We start from the raw sequence: 15,545 nt of genomic DNA, 5'->3' as shown, positions 1-15,545 counted from the left end.
ACCTTCAAATCTAAAACTATACTCCCTAACCTTCTTTTATTTTCTTGAAGATAACAATTGCCTTATGCTTGCCAAATGAGAAAACAAAACAATAGGTACAATTACTGCTGGAAGCCATATAAAAGGGAAGTAAGTTACTCCTATATTTGGTTGGTCAAATGCCATCATTTGTAAAGGAGTTTGGGCACTTAACACTGCTATCGTTAGAATGTTTATGAGTAACCCTAAACAGATAAAATTCCAAATCAAAAGTCCTTTGTTACCCATCCATTTTTTTATAAAAACCAAATAATATATAATCGGAGCAGAAATCCCTGAAAGAATATCAAAATTTAATCCTTCAAATGTCATGAGATCAGGTATTAATCCTTCTACAAAAATGTAGAAAAGAATAATCTCTACCGGAATTCTTATCGTATGTAATAATGTAAGCCATTTTAAATTAAGATTATCAGAAAACCTTCTCCCTTTACGAGTAAAAAAAACGATCAGTACGAAAAAAATACCTGGTCCTAATAAAAATAGTAATCGAGGAGGAATTGCATTCGCGTTTTTATAAAACCCTGATATTCCCAGAATGCTCAGAACGACCATCCACAAAATAATTCCTATAATTATTTTTTTATTTTTGGAAGCTTTAAAAAAGCTCCATAAAGTAATTACTGTTGTTAAAACAAAACCTATTATTATAAAATTTGATATATCTGCCATTTGTTATGTATTTATAAATGTAAATTTCTGATGAAATCAATACATATTACTTGACAAAAGGCAAGAAATGGAACGATTATATTTTTTTTCTTAATCTGCTTAATGTACTATCTGTAACTCCTAGATAGGATGCAATATATTTCAGCGGAGAATATTGTAAAATTTGTGGTTTTGCAGTTAACAAATTTTGATAGCGCTCTTCTGCTGTCCGATTAATCATTCCATAATTGCGTTTTTTTGAAGCCATAAATTCTTTAACTAAAATGGCACGCCCAAAATCCCTAAAGGCCGGTTTGTCATGAAAAAGAGTATTTAATTCTTCATAAGATATAGAAAAACCATAGCAGTCGGTAATTGCATGGATATTGGCTTCAGAACGTACACGATTAAAAAAAGAAGTAACTTCGAATACAATATTATCTTCCGTGAAAAAATCAGTTGTTATTTCATTCCCTTCTAAATCAAATAAAAAAGTACGCATCAATCCTTTTTCCAAATAAAAATAGTCATCATTTGTTTGATTCTCTCGAAGAAGAAACTCTCCTTTTTTCAATTTAATTGGATGAAAGGTATTAGCAATTTCCTGAGCCTCGTTCCTTGCTATAGGAACTATACTAAGTATAAATTTTATGAGTAGATCTCTGGTATTCATTTAATATATAACAATTAACGGTTTGTATATAATGTAAATAATACTACATTTTACGCTTATCGTAGAACCTGATTTTTATGTTTTATTAGATACATTATTTTTCTTTATTGGTAATAACTCTTTATAAGTTAAGCATCTCCAAATCCATTCTAATGGTCCAAATCGGTAATAATTTAACCAAACCTTACTCAATATTAGCTGAAAAATAAAAACCACAATCGCAGTTAATATCGCTACTGAAGGGCTTAACGTCTCATACAGTTTAAATCCAATCGATGAAAATAGAATTAAACCTATAAGGCTTTGCATAAGGTAATTTGTAAGAGCCATTCTACCCACATATTTTAATGGGGATAAAATAAATTTCCATTTGGTATTATACCAAAGCCAACCAATACCCCACAGATAAAATAAGCCCATTGCAATATCTGAAAGCACCATTAATTTTATGAATACAGGTCGAAAAGTCGTTGTAGAATACATCTCATAATCTGGAAGTACAAATAAAAATAAAACTCTGTAAATATTGGTCACAACTGCAATTATCAACATTGGTTTTTTTATTTGTTGTATGAATATATCTAAAGAATCATAAATTTTGTTTTTGCCCAGATAAAGTCCCAGAAGAAACATTGAAATAGCAACTGGCGCTAAAAACCCAAATAACATAGGTATGTTTGACAGATACTCTAGTAACCTCATTTGTAGGCCTTCAAGATAAGTTCCATTTTTTATTATTTGATTGACTGTTTCTCCTGTATACTCACTCAAATAAATTTCTGGTTTAAAATTTAAAAGGTTGAATAGATATTCAAAAAGTTGGTCATAAAAGGGAAAAAATAGAAAAATTACAGATAGAATAAGAATTAATTGGTTTGACTTTTTCAACATAAGTGTGGTTAAAAGCCCTAGTAATGCATACAGATTTAACACATCCCCCGACCATAAAAATACAATATGTAAAACGCCAAAAAGAAAAAGTATAAACATTCTTCTTGCAAAAAATGAAAATGAGAGTTTATTTTTCTTCAACATTTTTAAGGCTTGCATTGAAATTCCTAATCCAAAAAGCAATGAGAAAATAGGAAAGAATTTTGTGTAAAAAAACAGTTGTAAGATTTTATTGGAAATTTGGTCGATACCTGAAGTCCATTGCTTCGCAAATTCATCTTGATTAAGAAAAGTTGAATTCATTATTACAATATTGACAACAAAAATTCCGAGAATTGCGAATCCTCGGAAAACATCTAATACATCAATTCTTTTTTTTACTTTGATGGGTTGTTCGTTCAATTTTGATAAAGTTTTGTATTGTATCTAATAGAAACATAAATCTGATTCGGTTTATTTCTACTATAATTGTTTACAATTATACGTTAAAAAAACTTCTTCAAGATATAAATCTACGTATTACAGATTCACATAAATTTTTCCTTAAAAACGGGTTTTGTCAATTTCCATCGATGTACTTTTAATTCAAAGTTCCATCCGGAAGGCTTGGATACATAACATTTTTCAAATTGGAAGCCTAGTTTTACCAAGGTTTTATTAGGAGCACTATTTAAATAATATGGTTCACTTATAAGATTTTTTATTTCTAGGTTCTTAAAGAAATAAGGTATCGATCTTTTAACCATTTGACTACCCAAACCTTTCTGTCTTCTATCCGAATTCCAAATGTGCAAATGCATATGTGCTTCTTTTCTGAATTTTATACTATTCACATAACAATGCCCATAAGGTTCCCCATCTATTAGCCCTATCATAAACAAGGCAGATTTTTGTTCGTATGGAAGGCTAATTTGTTTTTCTATATACTCACCTAGATTCGCATAGATATATAATTCTTCCCTTTTTATACCCATAGATTCTAAATGGGATGTAGAAATAGTACTCCAATACTGCACTATATGTTGAATATCTTTTTTCTCAATTTCTTTAACTGCGAATAGATTTTCCATATTTCTTAAATCAGATCTCAAATTTATATAAAACCTTAGTGCTCTTTTTAGTTTGGTACCAATCATTATATACCAGTTCGTAGGTATCAATTTCGAAAGATCCAAAATCAACATCTCTGTATTTTTGTAATACTTTAATGAATTCTTTTGGATCTGTAATTTCTGATTTAAATCGTACTATTGTAGCATGTGCTGTTCTTATTTTATATCGAGTATCTATAGAATGTTCTAAGGTTGTTTTCTTAAAATTTGACCTCAAGTTCATTCTCGTAGTGTCCAAACTATTATTTTTAGTAAACCCTTTTAACATAATACAGGAACTAGAAGCAGTAATCCCTTTAAAAGTAATGTTATCTCTTAATGTTGTTTGAAGACTATCTGTTATCTGGTCTATATATTTTGAAATATCTATAGCGTTGATATCAAACCCTTGATAGCAGGAGATTATTGACATCACCGTAACATGTATATCTGTAGACGGATAATAATATTGGTTAGGATCTATATGTTTAAGTTCTTCAATAAATTCCGAAATTAATCTTTTGACCTTATTATTAGGTCGTACCAATAAAGTGATTCCTCTTCTTAAATCAGATGTTGATTCGATTAACGGATCAATATTAAATTCATTTTGATTGAACTTTGCTAAAGATTCTGACCACAAATTATCATAATGAATATTCAATTCCATTCTTATTTTTTAATACCAGATGTTAGCTAAGATATGAAGGTATAAAATTAGGTGACATATCGTTTATGATCAATGTTTCCTTCTTTATGACATTTCTAATACTATAATTTTATACTTCTAATGATTATTTTTTCTAAACTATCGATTGGTTTTATCGTTTTTTCCTTTTGATTGATTCCGCTTTTAATTTGAGAATTAACAATGAAGTGATAATATCCATTTCCAATTTCTCCTGTAGTACTTGAATCAAATTCTTCTCCAGAGTCTAAAACTTCTACTTTTGCTATTTCTGAAATATCTTCATTAAAATAAAACTTAGAGACCTTAGAGCTTTGATGTCCTATAAAATAATTATCATAAATAGCCAATCCATCAATCCCTTTAGTATCAATATTAGTAGTATTGAGTAATGTGATCATCTTGCTTTGCAACTCTATTTTTAGGATTCCCTCGTCTGTAGCTACAAACAGGCAGTTAAGAGGATTGTAATAAACAATTCCGTTAGGAAACGTATACTTTTCCAGATCAATAAAGATATCTAATGTGTCTGTATTTTTATCTATTTTATAAATTTTACCATTCATTGTCTCAGTAGCGTATACATCTCCATTTGTTGCTACTGTAATATCATTAAAAAATGATCTTGTTTCCCCTTTTTCAATAGTGTATGTTTTTTTAATCTTCTGATTCACTATATCAAAGGCCATAATAGCAGTTTCCCAATTTTTAACATTAGATTGATTTACTATAGGTGCAGCTGCCATATTGATCCATAATATTTTATTAGATACCTTCATCTCCATACCTATTGGACTTAATCTTCCGAATGATTCTTGACCTATCATATCGCGAATTTTTCCTTTTGAAGTAATTCCAATTACTTTCTGCCTATAAATACTACCAATATAAATCATATTCGTTTCAGTATTAAATGCAGTACCTTCTGGTATAAGATCTTTTTCTTTTAGAATGTAATCTCTCTTGTTTACATTACAACCAAACAAAAGAAACAGTATCATTAATACTATTATACAAGGATATTTCATGTGTTTATTATACATATTCTAATCCATAATTGTTTTCACAATAATATCTGAACCCAAGTAAGCATTATCAGAATATTCATGCCAATGTCTTATTCTGGGGATATTTATGTTTTTTATTTCGATATTTCCATCAAAATATAATCGTTCTCCTTTGGTAGTATCATCTGGAAAAATAACTTCTATTCCTTTAAGTTCATAATCCATTTTAGAAATAAAGACATACCAGTGTTTTGAAAATAGTTTTTCTTTTAATTTTATTTCTATTTTAAAACAATCAATTTTATTAAAGGTTTCTATACTCACCTTACCTATACTTTCTATCGTTTCAGAAGTAAGGCTCATTGGTAATCCATACATAATCCTATAAAAATCTTGGTATCCTTTATTTCTTTTAGGATTCAGTCTATATTTTTCGATTAATTCTTCATCTATATCTTTTATCCCATCCAATGCTACTTGAGCATTTCCTTTGTCATCAATACTATACTCTGCAAGGTGCGTATCTCTATTTCTTATCAATTTAAACGCATTGGTGGCATTATTTATACTTACTATCGAATATCTCCCGGGGTTTGATAATCTAGGCTCCTGAATATGAATTTTTAAATCTATCGTATCCCATGAAGCATTGGGGTCATGTTTAGTAATACTTTGCTCAATTATACTTTGACCAGATAAGCTTTCCTCTTTAACTTTGCATGAAAGTAATACTATGGGTATACACAATACATAGATGATGCTTTTTGTCTTTCTGAGCATATCGAAAATTTTAGAATAGAAAAATAGAATACATAAAACTAACAAAATTCCCTCAATCATTGTTATTTCAGATATCATAAAGAAAACCTAATTAACTCATTTTTAGCAAGTGATACTTTACTTTAAATTACAATCAATTTACATTGATCAGCATTGATGTATTTATTTTTCTACAAATTCATTTTGAATAGGTTCTCCCCTTTCGGTCCATTTATCATTTGTATAATAATTTAAAAATTGATTAGGTAAACCCTCTTCATTAAAAGGGCTTCAAGCGCAATTCTCTTTTTGATTGCATGTAAATGGGTTAAATACAAAAACCCCAATTGTAATTGAGGTTTTTTGTAATCTTAAACATGAATTATTATTTGTAATAGAAAAGATTATATCATCTTTTCACTACCACTTTCCTAGTGATATTCGATACATTATCTCCGGTTATTTTAATAATATAGATACCTTGTTTTAGGTTACTCATTGGTATTACTTCCTTATCATTATCTACTTTGTACTCATACATGATCTGCCCGGTCAAATTAAAAATAATAACTTTATCATATCCTTTTGTAATTCCTTTTACTTGCAGCATATCTTTTACTGGCAAAGGATATAGCATTATTTCTTGGTTATTATTAAGAGTTAACACTTCACCTAAAGATCGATTAACTGCATTAGTAGCTGTTATCATAAGCTTTGGTTGGTAGGAAATAGTAGAGTTTTCTCTAGAGGCAAATTTAACATATGTCTTACTTGCATCTCCTCCATTTGATCTCACATGAATTGAGATTTGATTTAAACTATTCAAAACACCATCATTAACAAGGTCTGTAATATCATACACGCTTGGTTCTCCAACTACATATCCACCAGTTTTAGTATCTAAAAGCTTTGATATTCCTGGAGTTTGACTATATGTTACATTTGAATTAAAATCATCAGATTCATATACATGAGTTGTTAAATCTGAAGCTGTACTTCCCACTTGAACAGGAGTTAACATTAATTTTGCAGAAGTTATGTTTCCGCTAAGCGCAGAAATATCAAATTTGAATAATGCTCTTCTTTTGTAATCATCAGAATTAGGTTCTTTTACCCAAAGATCAGTACTCGTATTATAATTTACAGCATCAAAACTTCCTCCTCTTATATACGTATCTATAGTTGGAATTAAAGTAGATTCGGTTACAGTTCCTGCGCTCATTTCTTTTCCCCAGATTTCAACCTCAGTTAAACTATTCCAGTTGTTCCCTGATGAATTCCCTTTTCCAATAATTCTAACGTATCTTGCTTGCCCACTCAAGGCAAAATCTTCCAGATCATTAGAATTGCCACTACTTGATTGATTTGATATGAGGGTTGCAAAATTGGTTCCATCCTCTGATATAGCAATATCAAAAGTTGTAGTTCTTTGATCTCCTTTAAAAAATGCTATTTTAATTGTATTAATATCATACACAATTCCCAAATCATATGTTATTGTTTCTCCTATACCTTGGGCAGACCATCTTGTGCTTAAATCTTTATCTAAAGTTTTTTCTGGACCATTACCAGATTGAAAAGTACTTGCGTTTACACTAGAAACGTTTAATAACATATCATTACCGGTGCCTGGATTCGTTCCACTTTGTGAAACACTAATTGTTTTGGTTATTGCTCCTCCTGTGATTGTTATTATTCCTGTTCTGGAATTTGTAGTGGCATTAGCATTTACATGTACTGTAACTGTTGCGTTATTACTTCCTGATGACGGCGATGTACTTAACCAATTCTGGTTATCAGAAACTGTCCAATTGAGGTTAGAATTAATAGTAAATGTACTATTAGCTATAGATGAGTCAAAAGAAATCGTAGAATTAGAAACAGTTAACTCACCTTGTTGTTGAGCCACTCCATTTTGAGTTATATTTATAGTTCTTGTTATTGATCCTCCTGATACTGTAACAACTCCTGTACGTGCTGTTGTTTCTGTATTTTCAGTTACCTTAATTTCTACTGTACCATTATTTGATCCATTATTAGGGCTAATTGATATCCAGTTTTGATTATCAGAAACTGACCAATTTACATTAGACATTATTGATAAGCTTTTACTATCCGCAACAGCGGTAAAATCACTAATTGTACCTAAAGTAAGCGTGTTAGTTGGTGGATTGGGATCTTCACCAGCATTTGGTCCAACATCACTAGGTGTTAAAGGCTTATATCTTACAGAGGCAGTACTAAAATGATCTGCACCAGCATTACTGGTACCTGGCCTGGGTTGTCCTTCTATATCTTCATCAATATTTAAGCCCGCAATAGCACAACTAATGGTTGGTGAAGAATCTGTAGATCTCCATGCAGTACCGTCAAAGGTTAAACCTGGGTTTATTTCATTAACCTGATTAGCGGCAAATGTTGATCCATCACTAGTAAGATTTGCGCTACCTGTTGGATACATAATATTATTAAAGAATTTTACTTCTCCTCCCTGATCATTACCATTGATATAACTAATCATACTATTTGTTGATCCAGTCACAATATTATTGGCAATAGTAATATCTTTTAACTTTACATTATAAGGGTTTCTTCCTGGTTTATCATAACCAATCTCAATACCATATGTATTATTTACGAGAGTGTTGTATGCAATAGTGACACGCTCTGCTCTAAAATGTTTAGTAAGATTTGTACTGTTTCCATCTATCGCATCACCTTGGGTTAATGCAATTGGAGCATTCCAAATAGTTCCTTTTAACCCTTCCATATAGTTATTTACAATAACATGATCGGTACCGTATATACGTATTCCTCCAGTATGTATTGTGGATGATTCAAAAGTTCCATTAGGTTTATTATCTCCAAAGAAATAATTCCCTTCTGCTCTGTTTCTATTGCCATGTCTAAATGATAATGTTCCATAACTTTTTCTAAAAGTATTATGTCTAATAATGTTATCACATGATTTTACAGACACTATTTCTGGGTCCCCATCACAATCTTCGAATAAATTGTGTTCTACAATAGTAAATCCGCTAGATTTTGACATTTGACTCCAACCAATACGTATAGATTCTTGTTCATTTTTAGCTCTTGGTGAATTGTTCTTAAAATAATTATGATCTATTCTATCATACTGGGATTGTCTAGAATCACTTTCATCCTGATTACTCGTCCCATCTATGGTAATATAATGTCCGGGAGTTGTCTTATTTTGAAAAATATTATGATCTATCCTATTATGGTGGCTTGTATGTTGAAAAGTATAGTCATTATAAATACCACCAATAAAAACCCATTTTATAGGTACAGTAGTTTTTAATTCGAAAACATTTCTCGTTATTCGAATATTATTAGATCCTTCGAGTTTTACAAGCGTATTTTCGCCTTCACAATCAAAAACAAACCCTTCTAAAACAATATGTTCACACCGTTTTAAAGAAAAAACCGATTCTTTGGTAAATGTTACTCCACCGACCGTTTCTGCTTTGATAATAATTGGATTTCCCGGAGTTCCTTTTGCATCAGAAAAACGCGCTTCGAAGTCTCTATATGTTCCATTCGGAATTATAAAAACTGAACCGGCAGAAGCAGAATTAACCAGGTCTCTAAGTTCTTTATCATCACTTACAGTAGTTTGTGCATAAGTACTCAGATAACAACATGTACATAAAAAAAGTAATAGTTTGGAATACGTAAAAGTTTTCATTTTGAAGATTGAATTTGTGTAAAATCAGTTAAAATTAAATTGGTTGACCAATTTAATTCTTATAAAGATAAAACATTATATCAACTAGAAAGGCAAAATGTTAAAAAAATAAACAATTTCTAAAACAAACAGCTATATATTGAATAATTGATATTAATCTATTTTTATTTACTTCATAATACTATTCGATTTATTGATCCTGTATCACTTACATAAACTGAGTTTTATATCCGAAAAAGCAATCAAACAATCTATATACTTATGATAACAAAGAAAATTATGACCTTGATTCGTTTGTGATAAATCATAATTTTTTATTAGATTTCAACTCCAAAATAAGAAACTAGCCTCCATGAGTAATAATAGACAATCTACCAAATATGCTATTTATGCAGTTGCTGTTTTATCGGCTGCTCTAATTAACGGGTTCATTTTAAAATATGTAAAGAGACATATTGATCAACAAGGGTATCTTCTTGTTCTGATAGACATGTTAGTTGTCGTACTAATTTTTGCGCCCGCTTTTGCTTTGGTAACGAGTTATGCAAAAAAATTGTCAAAAGTGTATTTAAAAACTTCCAAAAAACTATCGAGTAGAAATAATGGAATGTTGCTTGGCTTTATTGTCGCCATAATTATTCTATTTATTCTTTATGCTAACCTTAGGCATAACATCAATGTTATTAATGACTTAAAAGCATTAATTTCAGGATAATATATTCTTTTAGACATCACAAATCATAATTCCTTCTTGTAGAGCACTTAATTTATCATCATAAGTCGGGATAAATTCCTGAGCTACATACCCTTTAAAACCAGTGGTTAATACAGCTTGCATTATGGCTGGGTAATTAAGTTCCTGACTCCTATTAATCTCATTGCGGCCAGGGACTCCACCCGTATGATAATGCGCAATATATTCAGTATACTTTCTTATCGTTGCAATAATATCGCCCTCCATAATTTGCATATGATAGATATCGTAGAGTAATTTAAAATTAGATGACCCTATTTTATCAACTAAACCAACTCCCCATGGAGTCAAATCACATTGATAATCTTTATGGTCCACTTTGCTATTTAGCAATTCCATAATAAGGGTAACATTATTTTTTTCGGCATGTTTAACTAACACATCCAAACCTTTAGCACACTGTTCCCAACCCTCTTCATCAGAAATACCATTTCGATTACCAGAGAAAACGATAACTTGTTTTATACCTGCATTAGAAGCTTCTGAAATTAGGGTAAGATATTGTTTTTGTAGTGCTTCATGATTTTTAGGGTCATTAAAGCCGTCTGTTATACTTGCAAATGTATCAGTTGCCAGAGAACATTCTAATCCAGCCTCTCTTACTATTTTCCATTCATCCGGCTTTAATAAATCAATTGCCTTAAGCCCCATTTCCTTTCCTTTTCTTGCAAATTCCTGTAAAGGAATATCTTGGTAACACCACCTGCATGCCGAATGATTTATGTTTCCTTTTAAATCTTCTTGAATGTTAGTTTTTTGGTCTTCTACACAATTTGCAACTATTGATCCGCTTAACCCTATAGCCCCAATACTTAGTGATATATTTTTAACTGCTTGTCTACGATTGATTTTATCTCTTGCCATGACTAAAAGAATGATGATATGATCTTATTAAAGATAATAATTTATAATAATAAATATTCTGATTATTGATTTAATACTTTACTTGGCTTCTAACAAAATTTCTGATTTCACTGGTGCTAAAAACAGGATTAGCTCCTTCTCTAGCTGCTACCATAGCACCTACAGCACATGCATTATCAATCGCCACCTGAGGGGTTTCTTGCTGAAGTAGTCCCGAAATTAAAGTAGCCAAAAAAGAATCCCCGGCACCTACAGTATCTACAACTTTTATTTTATATCCTTCATTATGGTAAAATGTGCCTTTATACCATAATATTGCTCCTTTTCCTCCTTTGGTTATACAAATTTGATCTGTATCACAATGTTTTGCAACAGCTTTGATTTTATTTTCAATAAATTTCTCCTCGATTTTGAATATCGTACAAATTTCATCCAATTCCTCATCATTGAGTTTTATGAAATCCGTATTTTTCATTAATTCCAATAACAATTCAGCATCATAATGCGGAGGTCTGAGATTAACATCCAAAATCTTAAATTTAGCTTTGTCTAGAGCTCTTAGCAATGTAGCTCTTGATGTTTCATTTCTACTTGCCAAACTGCCAAAAATAATAGCATCAGATTGCGCTACTACTTGTATAACCTCTTCTGTATATTCAATAAAGTCCCAAGCCACAGGGTGGTTAATGTTATAAGTAGCTGTGTTTTCTTCATCCAGAGTTACTTCAACCTCTCCTGTTTTATATTGATGATCAATCTGAAATGTATCTAATGGTAATTGTCTTTCTGCAACATACTTCATGATGTCCTTACCCAAATCATCATCTCCAACTCTTGAAACAACGCAGGAATCTATACCCATAGATTTTAATCGTAAGGCTACATTAAGAGGAGCTCCTCCTATTTTTTTATGCTTTGGAAAAATATCCCAAAGTACTTCTCCAAAACAAGTGATTTTCATTAGATATTGGTTTTAATTTATATATCTGCCTGCTCTTTTTAATATACTTATTATGAAATTTTGGATAATTAATACGACTGATTATACACAATGTATTATTTGTGTGTATTGAAAACAACCCTCAGTGGTTAACAACTCCTCTGAGGGTCTAGGCCGAAGCGATAAAATTAAACTAACTCAACTTACACTCAATTAAACTTGCTTCAGCTTCTCTTCAATTTTATTAAGACACAGGTTATTAATACTACCTATGTGACTATGTTTTGTATTCTTTTCTGGTTTATAATCTCCATTTTCGATATCTAAACCGATTTTCACATATGCATCTCTAAATGACATTCCCTGCATTACCAATTCATTTAATGTATCTACACTAAAAAGGTAGTCATATTTATTATCATTAAGAATATTTTTATTTAAAGTAACATTTTTTAATGCATATATCGCCATTTCTAAAGAAGCTTTTAAATCCTGGATAGCAGGCACAACTCCTTCTTTAAGTAACTGTAAATCGCGGTGATATCCGCTAGGTAAATTGTTTGTCAATAGACTTAACTCATATGGTAATGCTTGAATTTTATTGCATTTCCCTCTAATCAATTCGAAAACATCAGGATTCTTTTTATGAGGCATAATACTAGATCCTGTAGTAAATTCTGAAGGTATACTCATAAAATCAAAATTCTGACTCATATACAAACATACATCCATTGCCAACTTTGATAAAGTTCCTGCAACACTGCTCATTGCAAAAGCAGTTGATTTCTCTGATTTACCTCTACTCATTTGAGCAGCTACTACATTATACTTTAATGTTTCGAATTCTAGTTCTTTGGTTGTAAACTCTCTATCTATAGGAAATGAGCTACCATATCCTGCCGCACTACCCAGCGGGTTTTGATCGACCACTTTGAGAGCAGCGTTCACAAAATGAAGATCATCTATAAAACTTTCTGCATATGCAGAAAACCATAACCCAAAAGAAGATGGCATTGCGATCTGTAAATGTGTGTATCCTGGTAAAAGAACATCCTTATATTTTTCTGCTGTGGTTAGCAGGTTAGACGATAATTCTTTGACTTGTGATTTAATTTGTAGCAATTCATCCTTTAAATACAAATGCATTGCTACTAAAACCTGATCATTACGTGATCTTGCCGTATGGATTCGTTTACCAGCATCTCCTATTCTTTTGGTTAGTTCAAACTCTATCTTAGAATGAACATCCTCAAACTGATCTTCTATTAGAAACACACCCTCTTCTATCTCCTTTGCAAGTGCATCTAACTCTTTCTCTATCCCGGCAATATCATCATCAGAGAGTAAACCTATTTTATGCAACATTTTGGCGTGTGCCAATGTAGCCCTTACATCATATTTGGCGATTACCAAATCCAGTTGTCTATCGTTACCTACGGTAAACATATCTATTTTCTGGTCTGTTAGTAATCCTTTATCCCAAAGCTTCATAACCTTATTATAATTTTTATTCCTTAATGCATTTCCAATACATATTGAAGCTACATTTTAAATTATTATTTTAAATTTAACAAATTAAGTATAGAATCATAATTTTCTATACAATTCCTTCTAAAACCTTTATATATAGTTCTACTCCTTCTTTAATCTCATTCACATAAATAAATTCATTAGCAGAATGCGATCGTGTTGAATCTCCCGGCCCTAGTTTTAAAGATGGGCAGCTTAATACTGATTGATCTGATAATGTTGGTGATCCATATGTTGTTCTTCCTAGTGCTATGCCTGATTTTACCACTGGATGATCTACAGGTATCGATGAAGATCCTAGATGTAATGATCTTGGACGAACCTCAACCTGTTCTGGCATTGCCCGTTTTACAAGTTCCAAAATCTCTTCATTTTTATACTTATCATTTACTCTGATATCCACTACCAGATCACAACTCGCTGGTACTACATTATGTTGATTTCCTGCATTTATTTGTGTTACAGTCATCTTTACTTTTCCCAAAGCTTCTGAATTTTTATCAAATACATAGGTTTCAAACCATTGTATAACCTGCAAGGCATTATAAATAGCATTATCGTCATTTGGATGTGCTGCATGACTTGCCGTTCCTTTTACTGATACATCTAAAACCAATAATCCTTTTTCTGCGACTGCCAATTGCATCAAAGTAGGTTCTCCTACAATCCCAAATTCTACATTCTTTAGATATTTTAATACGCTTTTTAACCCCAATGGTCCGCTACTCTCTTCTTCTGCTGAGGCCACGATCACAAAATTGTATTTTAAACCATCCTTCTTATAAAAGTAAGTAAATGTGGCTAGTAATGACACCAAACATCCACCAGCATCATTACTCCCTAATCCATATAATTTTCCATCTTCTACAAAAGCCTTAAAAGGGTCATTAGTATAATTTCCATTAGGTTTTACCGTATCATGATGTGAGTTTAATAAAATAGTAGGCTTTGATTCATCAAAATGAGCATTATAAGCCCAGATATTATTATTCTCTCTTTCGAAAGGAATATCATTTTTGACAAACCAATGTTCTATCAACTTAGCCGTCTTATCCTCTTCTGAAGAAAAAGATGGGGTTTCTATTAGGTTATGCAAAAGCTCTATTGCCTGATTTGTTAGTTGTTCTACCATTGTTTATAGACTCAAAGTCGTATGTTTAGTTGTATTATCTTTTATAAAATCTGCATTTGCTATATGTACCTTACTCACTTTCTTTTGTAATGCTTCAAAACAGTTTTGAAGTTTAGGCAACATACCATCTGCAATCACCTGAGCATCCCGTAATTCGTTATATTTTTCTAAGTTTATATGTTCGATTACAGAATCTTTATCTTTTATATTTTCTAGAACACCCTTTAATTCAAAGCAATAAAACAATGAAACTTCATAATGAGGGCTCATCGCAGAAGCAATTTCAGATGCTATTGTATCAGCATTTGTATTAAACAATTGCCCATTTGAATCATGTGTTACTGCACAAAAAACTGGAGTTATTTTTTGATTCAAAAAGCCTTTTATTATTGTATCATTCACTTCTACTACATCTCCAACATACCCGTAATCTATAAACTGAACTGGTCTTTTCTCTGCTCTAATCACATTAGCATCTGCTCCTGTTAATCCCATAGCATTACAGTTATACTTTTGTAATCCTGAAACAATTCTTTTATTTAACAATCCAGCATATGTCATCACAACAATATCTAAGTTTTCTGCTGATGTAATTCTTCGTCCATCAATCATTTCTGTCTTTACTCCAAGCTTAGCAGCAAGTTGTGTCGCTGACTTCCCTCCTCCATGAACCAGAATCTTAGGTTCTTTTATCTTTGAAAAATTCTCTAGAAAGGATTGCAAAGCAACCTCATCTTCTATTATATTTCCACCAATTTTGGCAACCAGTAACTTCTGTTTTTCCATATCTACCTTTTTAAGTTTTTGCAAAAAA

Annotated in this window: 14 protein-coding genes; 1 reads left to right on the top strand and 13 read right to left on the bottom strand. The window is 31.4% G+C overall.

All coding sequences use genetic code 11. The annotated features are described in order from the left end of the window. Nucleotides 1–36: 36 nt before the first annotated feature. From DK442_RS14180 to DK442_RS14145, 8 genes are all read right to left on the bottom strand, one after another. Nucleotides 37–711 carry a hypothetical protein gene (locus tag DK442_RS14180; RefSeq protein ID WP_109436555.1) on the bottom strand — a complete coding sequence of 225 codons (675 nt, stop codon included), beginning with the start codon at nt 709–711 and terminating at the stop codon, nt 37–39. A 76-nt stretch (nt 712–787) separates the two neighbouring features. Next, complete coding sequence (locus tag DK442_RS14175; RefSeq protein WP_109436554.1) at nt 788–1,363, bottom strand: Crp/Fnr family transcriptional regulator; 576 nt, start codon at nt 1,361–1,363, stop codon at nt 788–790. 75 nt (nt 1,364–1,438) lie between these two features. After that, the gene (locus DK442_RS14170) at nt 1,439–2,557 is read right to left on the bottom strand and encodes a DUF418 domain-containing protein (RefSeq protein ID WP_235010961.1); all 1,119 of its coding nucleotides are present in this window, start codon (nt 2,555–2,557) and stop codon (nt 1,439–1,441) included. Nucleotides 2,558–2,781: 224 nt separating this feature from the next. Continuing rightward, the gene (locus DK442_RS14165) at nt 2,782–3,324 is read right to left on the bottom strand and encodes a GNAT family N-acetyltransferase (protein WP_160114187.1); all 543 of its coding nucleotides are present in this window, start codon (nt 3,322–3,324) and stop codon (nt 2,782–2,784) included. A gap of 10 nt (nt 3,325–3,334) precedes the next feature. Next, entirely contained in the window at nt 3,335–4,015 is a 681-nt protein-coding gene (locus DK442_RS14160; RefSeq protein WP_109436551.1) for a mutarotase, read from the bottom strand. A gap of 101 nt (nt 4,016–4,116) precedes the next feature. Next, nucleotides 4,117–5,061: a hypothetical protein gene (locus DK442_RS14155; protein WP_160114186.1), complete on the bottom strand. Its 945-nt coding sequence runs from the start codon at nt 5,059–5,061 to the stop codon at nt 4,117–4,119. A gap of 18 nt (nt 5,062–5,079) precedes the next feature. Continuing rightward, entirely contained in the window at nt 5,080–5,820 is a 741-nt protein-coding gene (locus DK442_RS14150; protein WP_160114185.1) for a DUF6503 family protein, read from the bottom strand. Nucleotides 5,821–6,208: 388 nt separating this feature from the next. Beyond that, nucleotides 6,209–9,511: a chondroitinase-B domain-containing protein gene (locus DK442_RS14145; protein ID WP_109436548.1), complete on the bottom strand. Its 3,303-nt coding sequence runs from the start codon at nt 9,509–9,511 to the stop codon at nt 6,209–6,211. A 352-nt stretch (nt 9,512–9,863) separates the two neighbouring features. Here DK442_RS14145 and DK442_RS14140 point away from each other — a divergent pair, with 352 nt between their 5' ends. Then, nucleotides 9,864–10,226 (top strand): hypothetical protein, encoded by a 363-nt coding sequence (locus DK442_RS14140; protein WP_109436547.1) that lies wholly within the window; start codon nt 9,864–9,866, stop codon nt 10,224–10,226. A gap of 9 nt (nt 10,227–10,235) precedes the next feature. On the opposite strand, the gene DK442_RS14135 is transcribed toward DK442_RS14140, so the two are convergent. The 5 genes from DK442_RS14135 to argB form a co-directional block, all read right to left on the bottom strand. Continuing rightward, a complete protein-coding gene (locus tag DK442_RS14135; protein WP_109436546.1) occupies nt 10,236–11,129 on the bottom strand; it encodes a hydroxypyruvate isomerase family protein in 894 nt (297 codons plus the stop codon). Between the two features lie 70 nt (nt 11,130–11,199). Then, nucleotides 11,200–12,090 (bottom strand): carbohydrate kinase, encoded by an 891-nt coding sequence (locus tag DK442_RS14130; RefSeq protein ID WP_109436545.1) that lies wholly within the window; start codon nt 12,088–12,090, stop codon nt 11,200–11,202. A gap of 192 nt (nt 12,091–12,282) precedes the next feature. Further along, nucleotides 12,283–13,560, bottom strand: coding sequence for an argininosuccinate lyase (argH, locus tag DK442_RS14125; protein WP_109436544.1), 1,278 nt, complete (start codon nt 13,558–13,560; stop codon nt 12,283–12,285). Between the two features lie 106 nt (nt 13,561–13,666). Beyond that, nucleotides 13,667–14,731 carry a M20 family metallo-hydrolase gene (locus DK442_RS14120; protein WP_109436543.1) on the bottom strand — a complete coding sequence of 355 codons (1,065 nt, stop codon included), beginning with the start codon at nt 14,729–14,731 and terminating at the stop codon, nt 13,667–13,669. Nucleotides 14,732–14,734: 3 nt separating this feature from the next. Further along, nucleotides 14,735–15,517: an acetylglutamate kinase gene (gene argB, locus DK442_RS14115; protein ID WP_109436700.1), complete on the bottom strand. Its 783-nt coding sequence runs from the start codon at nt 15,515–15,517 to the stop codon at nt 14,735–14,737. Nucleotides 15,518–15,545 lie beyond the last annotated feature (28 nt).

The organism is Aquimarina sp. AU119, from assembly GCF_900312735.1.
Lineage (GTDB): Bacteria > Bacteroidota > Bacteroidia > Flavobacteriales > Flavobacteriaceae > Aquimarina > Aquimarina algiphila.
This window is presented reverse-complemented; position numbering and strand designations above follow the sequence as displayed.

Excerpts from the sequence above, each read along its gene's own strand:
- DK442_RS14180 (WP_109436555.1), bottom strand. The coding sequence starts at position 711 with ATGGCAGATATATCAAATTTTATAATAATAGGTTTTGTTTTAACAACA.
- DK442_RS14175 (WP_109436554.1), bottom strand. The coding sequence starts at position 1,363 with ATGAATACCAGAGATCTACTCATAAAATTTATACTTAGTATAGTTCCT.
- DK442_RS14170 (WP_235010961.1), bottom strand. The coding sequence starts at position 2,557 with ATGAATTCAACTTTTCTTAATCAAGATGAATTTGCGAAGCAATGGACT.
- DK442_RS14165 (WP_160114187.1), bottom strand. The coding sequence starts at position 3,324 with ATGGAAAATCTATTCGCAGTTAAAGAAATTGAGAAAAAAGATATTCAA.
- DK442_RS14160 (WP_109436551.1), bottom strand. The coding sequence starts at position 4,015 with ATGGAATTGAATATTCATTATGATAATTTGTGGTCAGAATCTTTAGCA.
- DK442_RS14155 (WP_160114186.1), bottom strand. The coding sequence starts at position 5,061 with ATGAAATATCCTTGTATAATAGTATTAATGATACTGTTTCTTTTGTTT.
- DK442_RS14150 (WP_160114185.1), bottom strand. The coding sequence starts at position 5,820 with ATGCTCAGAAAGACAAAAAGCATCATCTATGTATTGTGTATACCCATA.
- DK442_RS14145 (WP_109436548.1), bottom strand. The coding sequence starts at position 9,511 with ATGAAAACTTTTACGTATTCCAAACTATTACTTTTTTTATGTACATGT.
- DK442_RS14140 (WP_109436547.1), top strand. The coding sequence starts at position 9,864 with ATGAGTAATAATAGACAATCTACCAAATATGCTATTTATGCAGTTGCT.
- DK442_RS14135 (WP_109436546.1), bottom strand. The coding sequence starts at position 11,129 with ATGGCAAGAGATAAAATCAATCGTAGACAAGCAGTTAAAAATATATCA.
- DK442_RS14130 (WP_109436545.1), bottom strand. The coding sequence starts at position 12,090 with ATGAAAATCACTTGTTTTGGAGAAGTACTTTGGGATATTTTTCCAAAG.
- argH (WP_109436544.1), bottom strand. The coding sequence starts at position 13,560 with ATGAAGCTTTGGGATAAAGGATTACTAACAGACCAGAAAATAGATATG.
- DK442_RS14120 (WP_109436543.1), bottom strand. The coding sequence starts at position 14,731 with ATGGTAGAACAACTAACAAATCAGGCAATAGAGCTTTTGCATAACCTA.
- argB (WP_109436700.1), bottom strand. The coding sequence starts at position 15,517 with ATGGAAAAACAGAAGTTACTGGTTGCCAAAATTGGTGGAAATATAATA.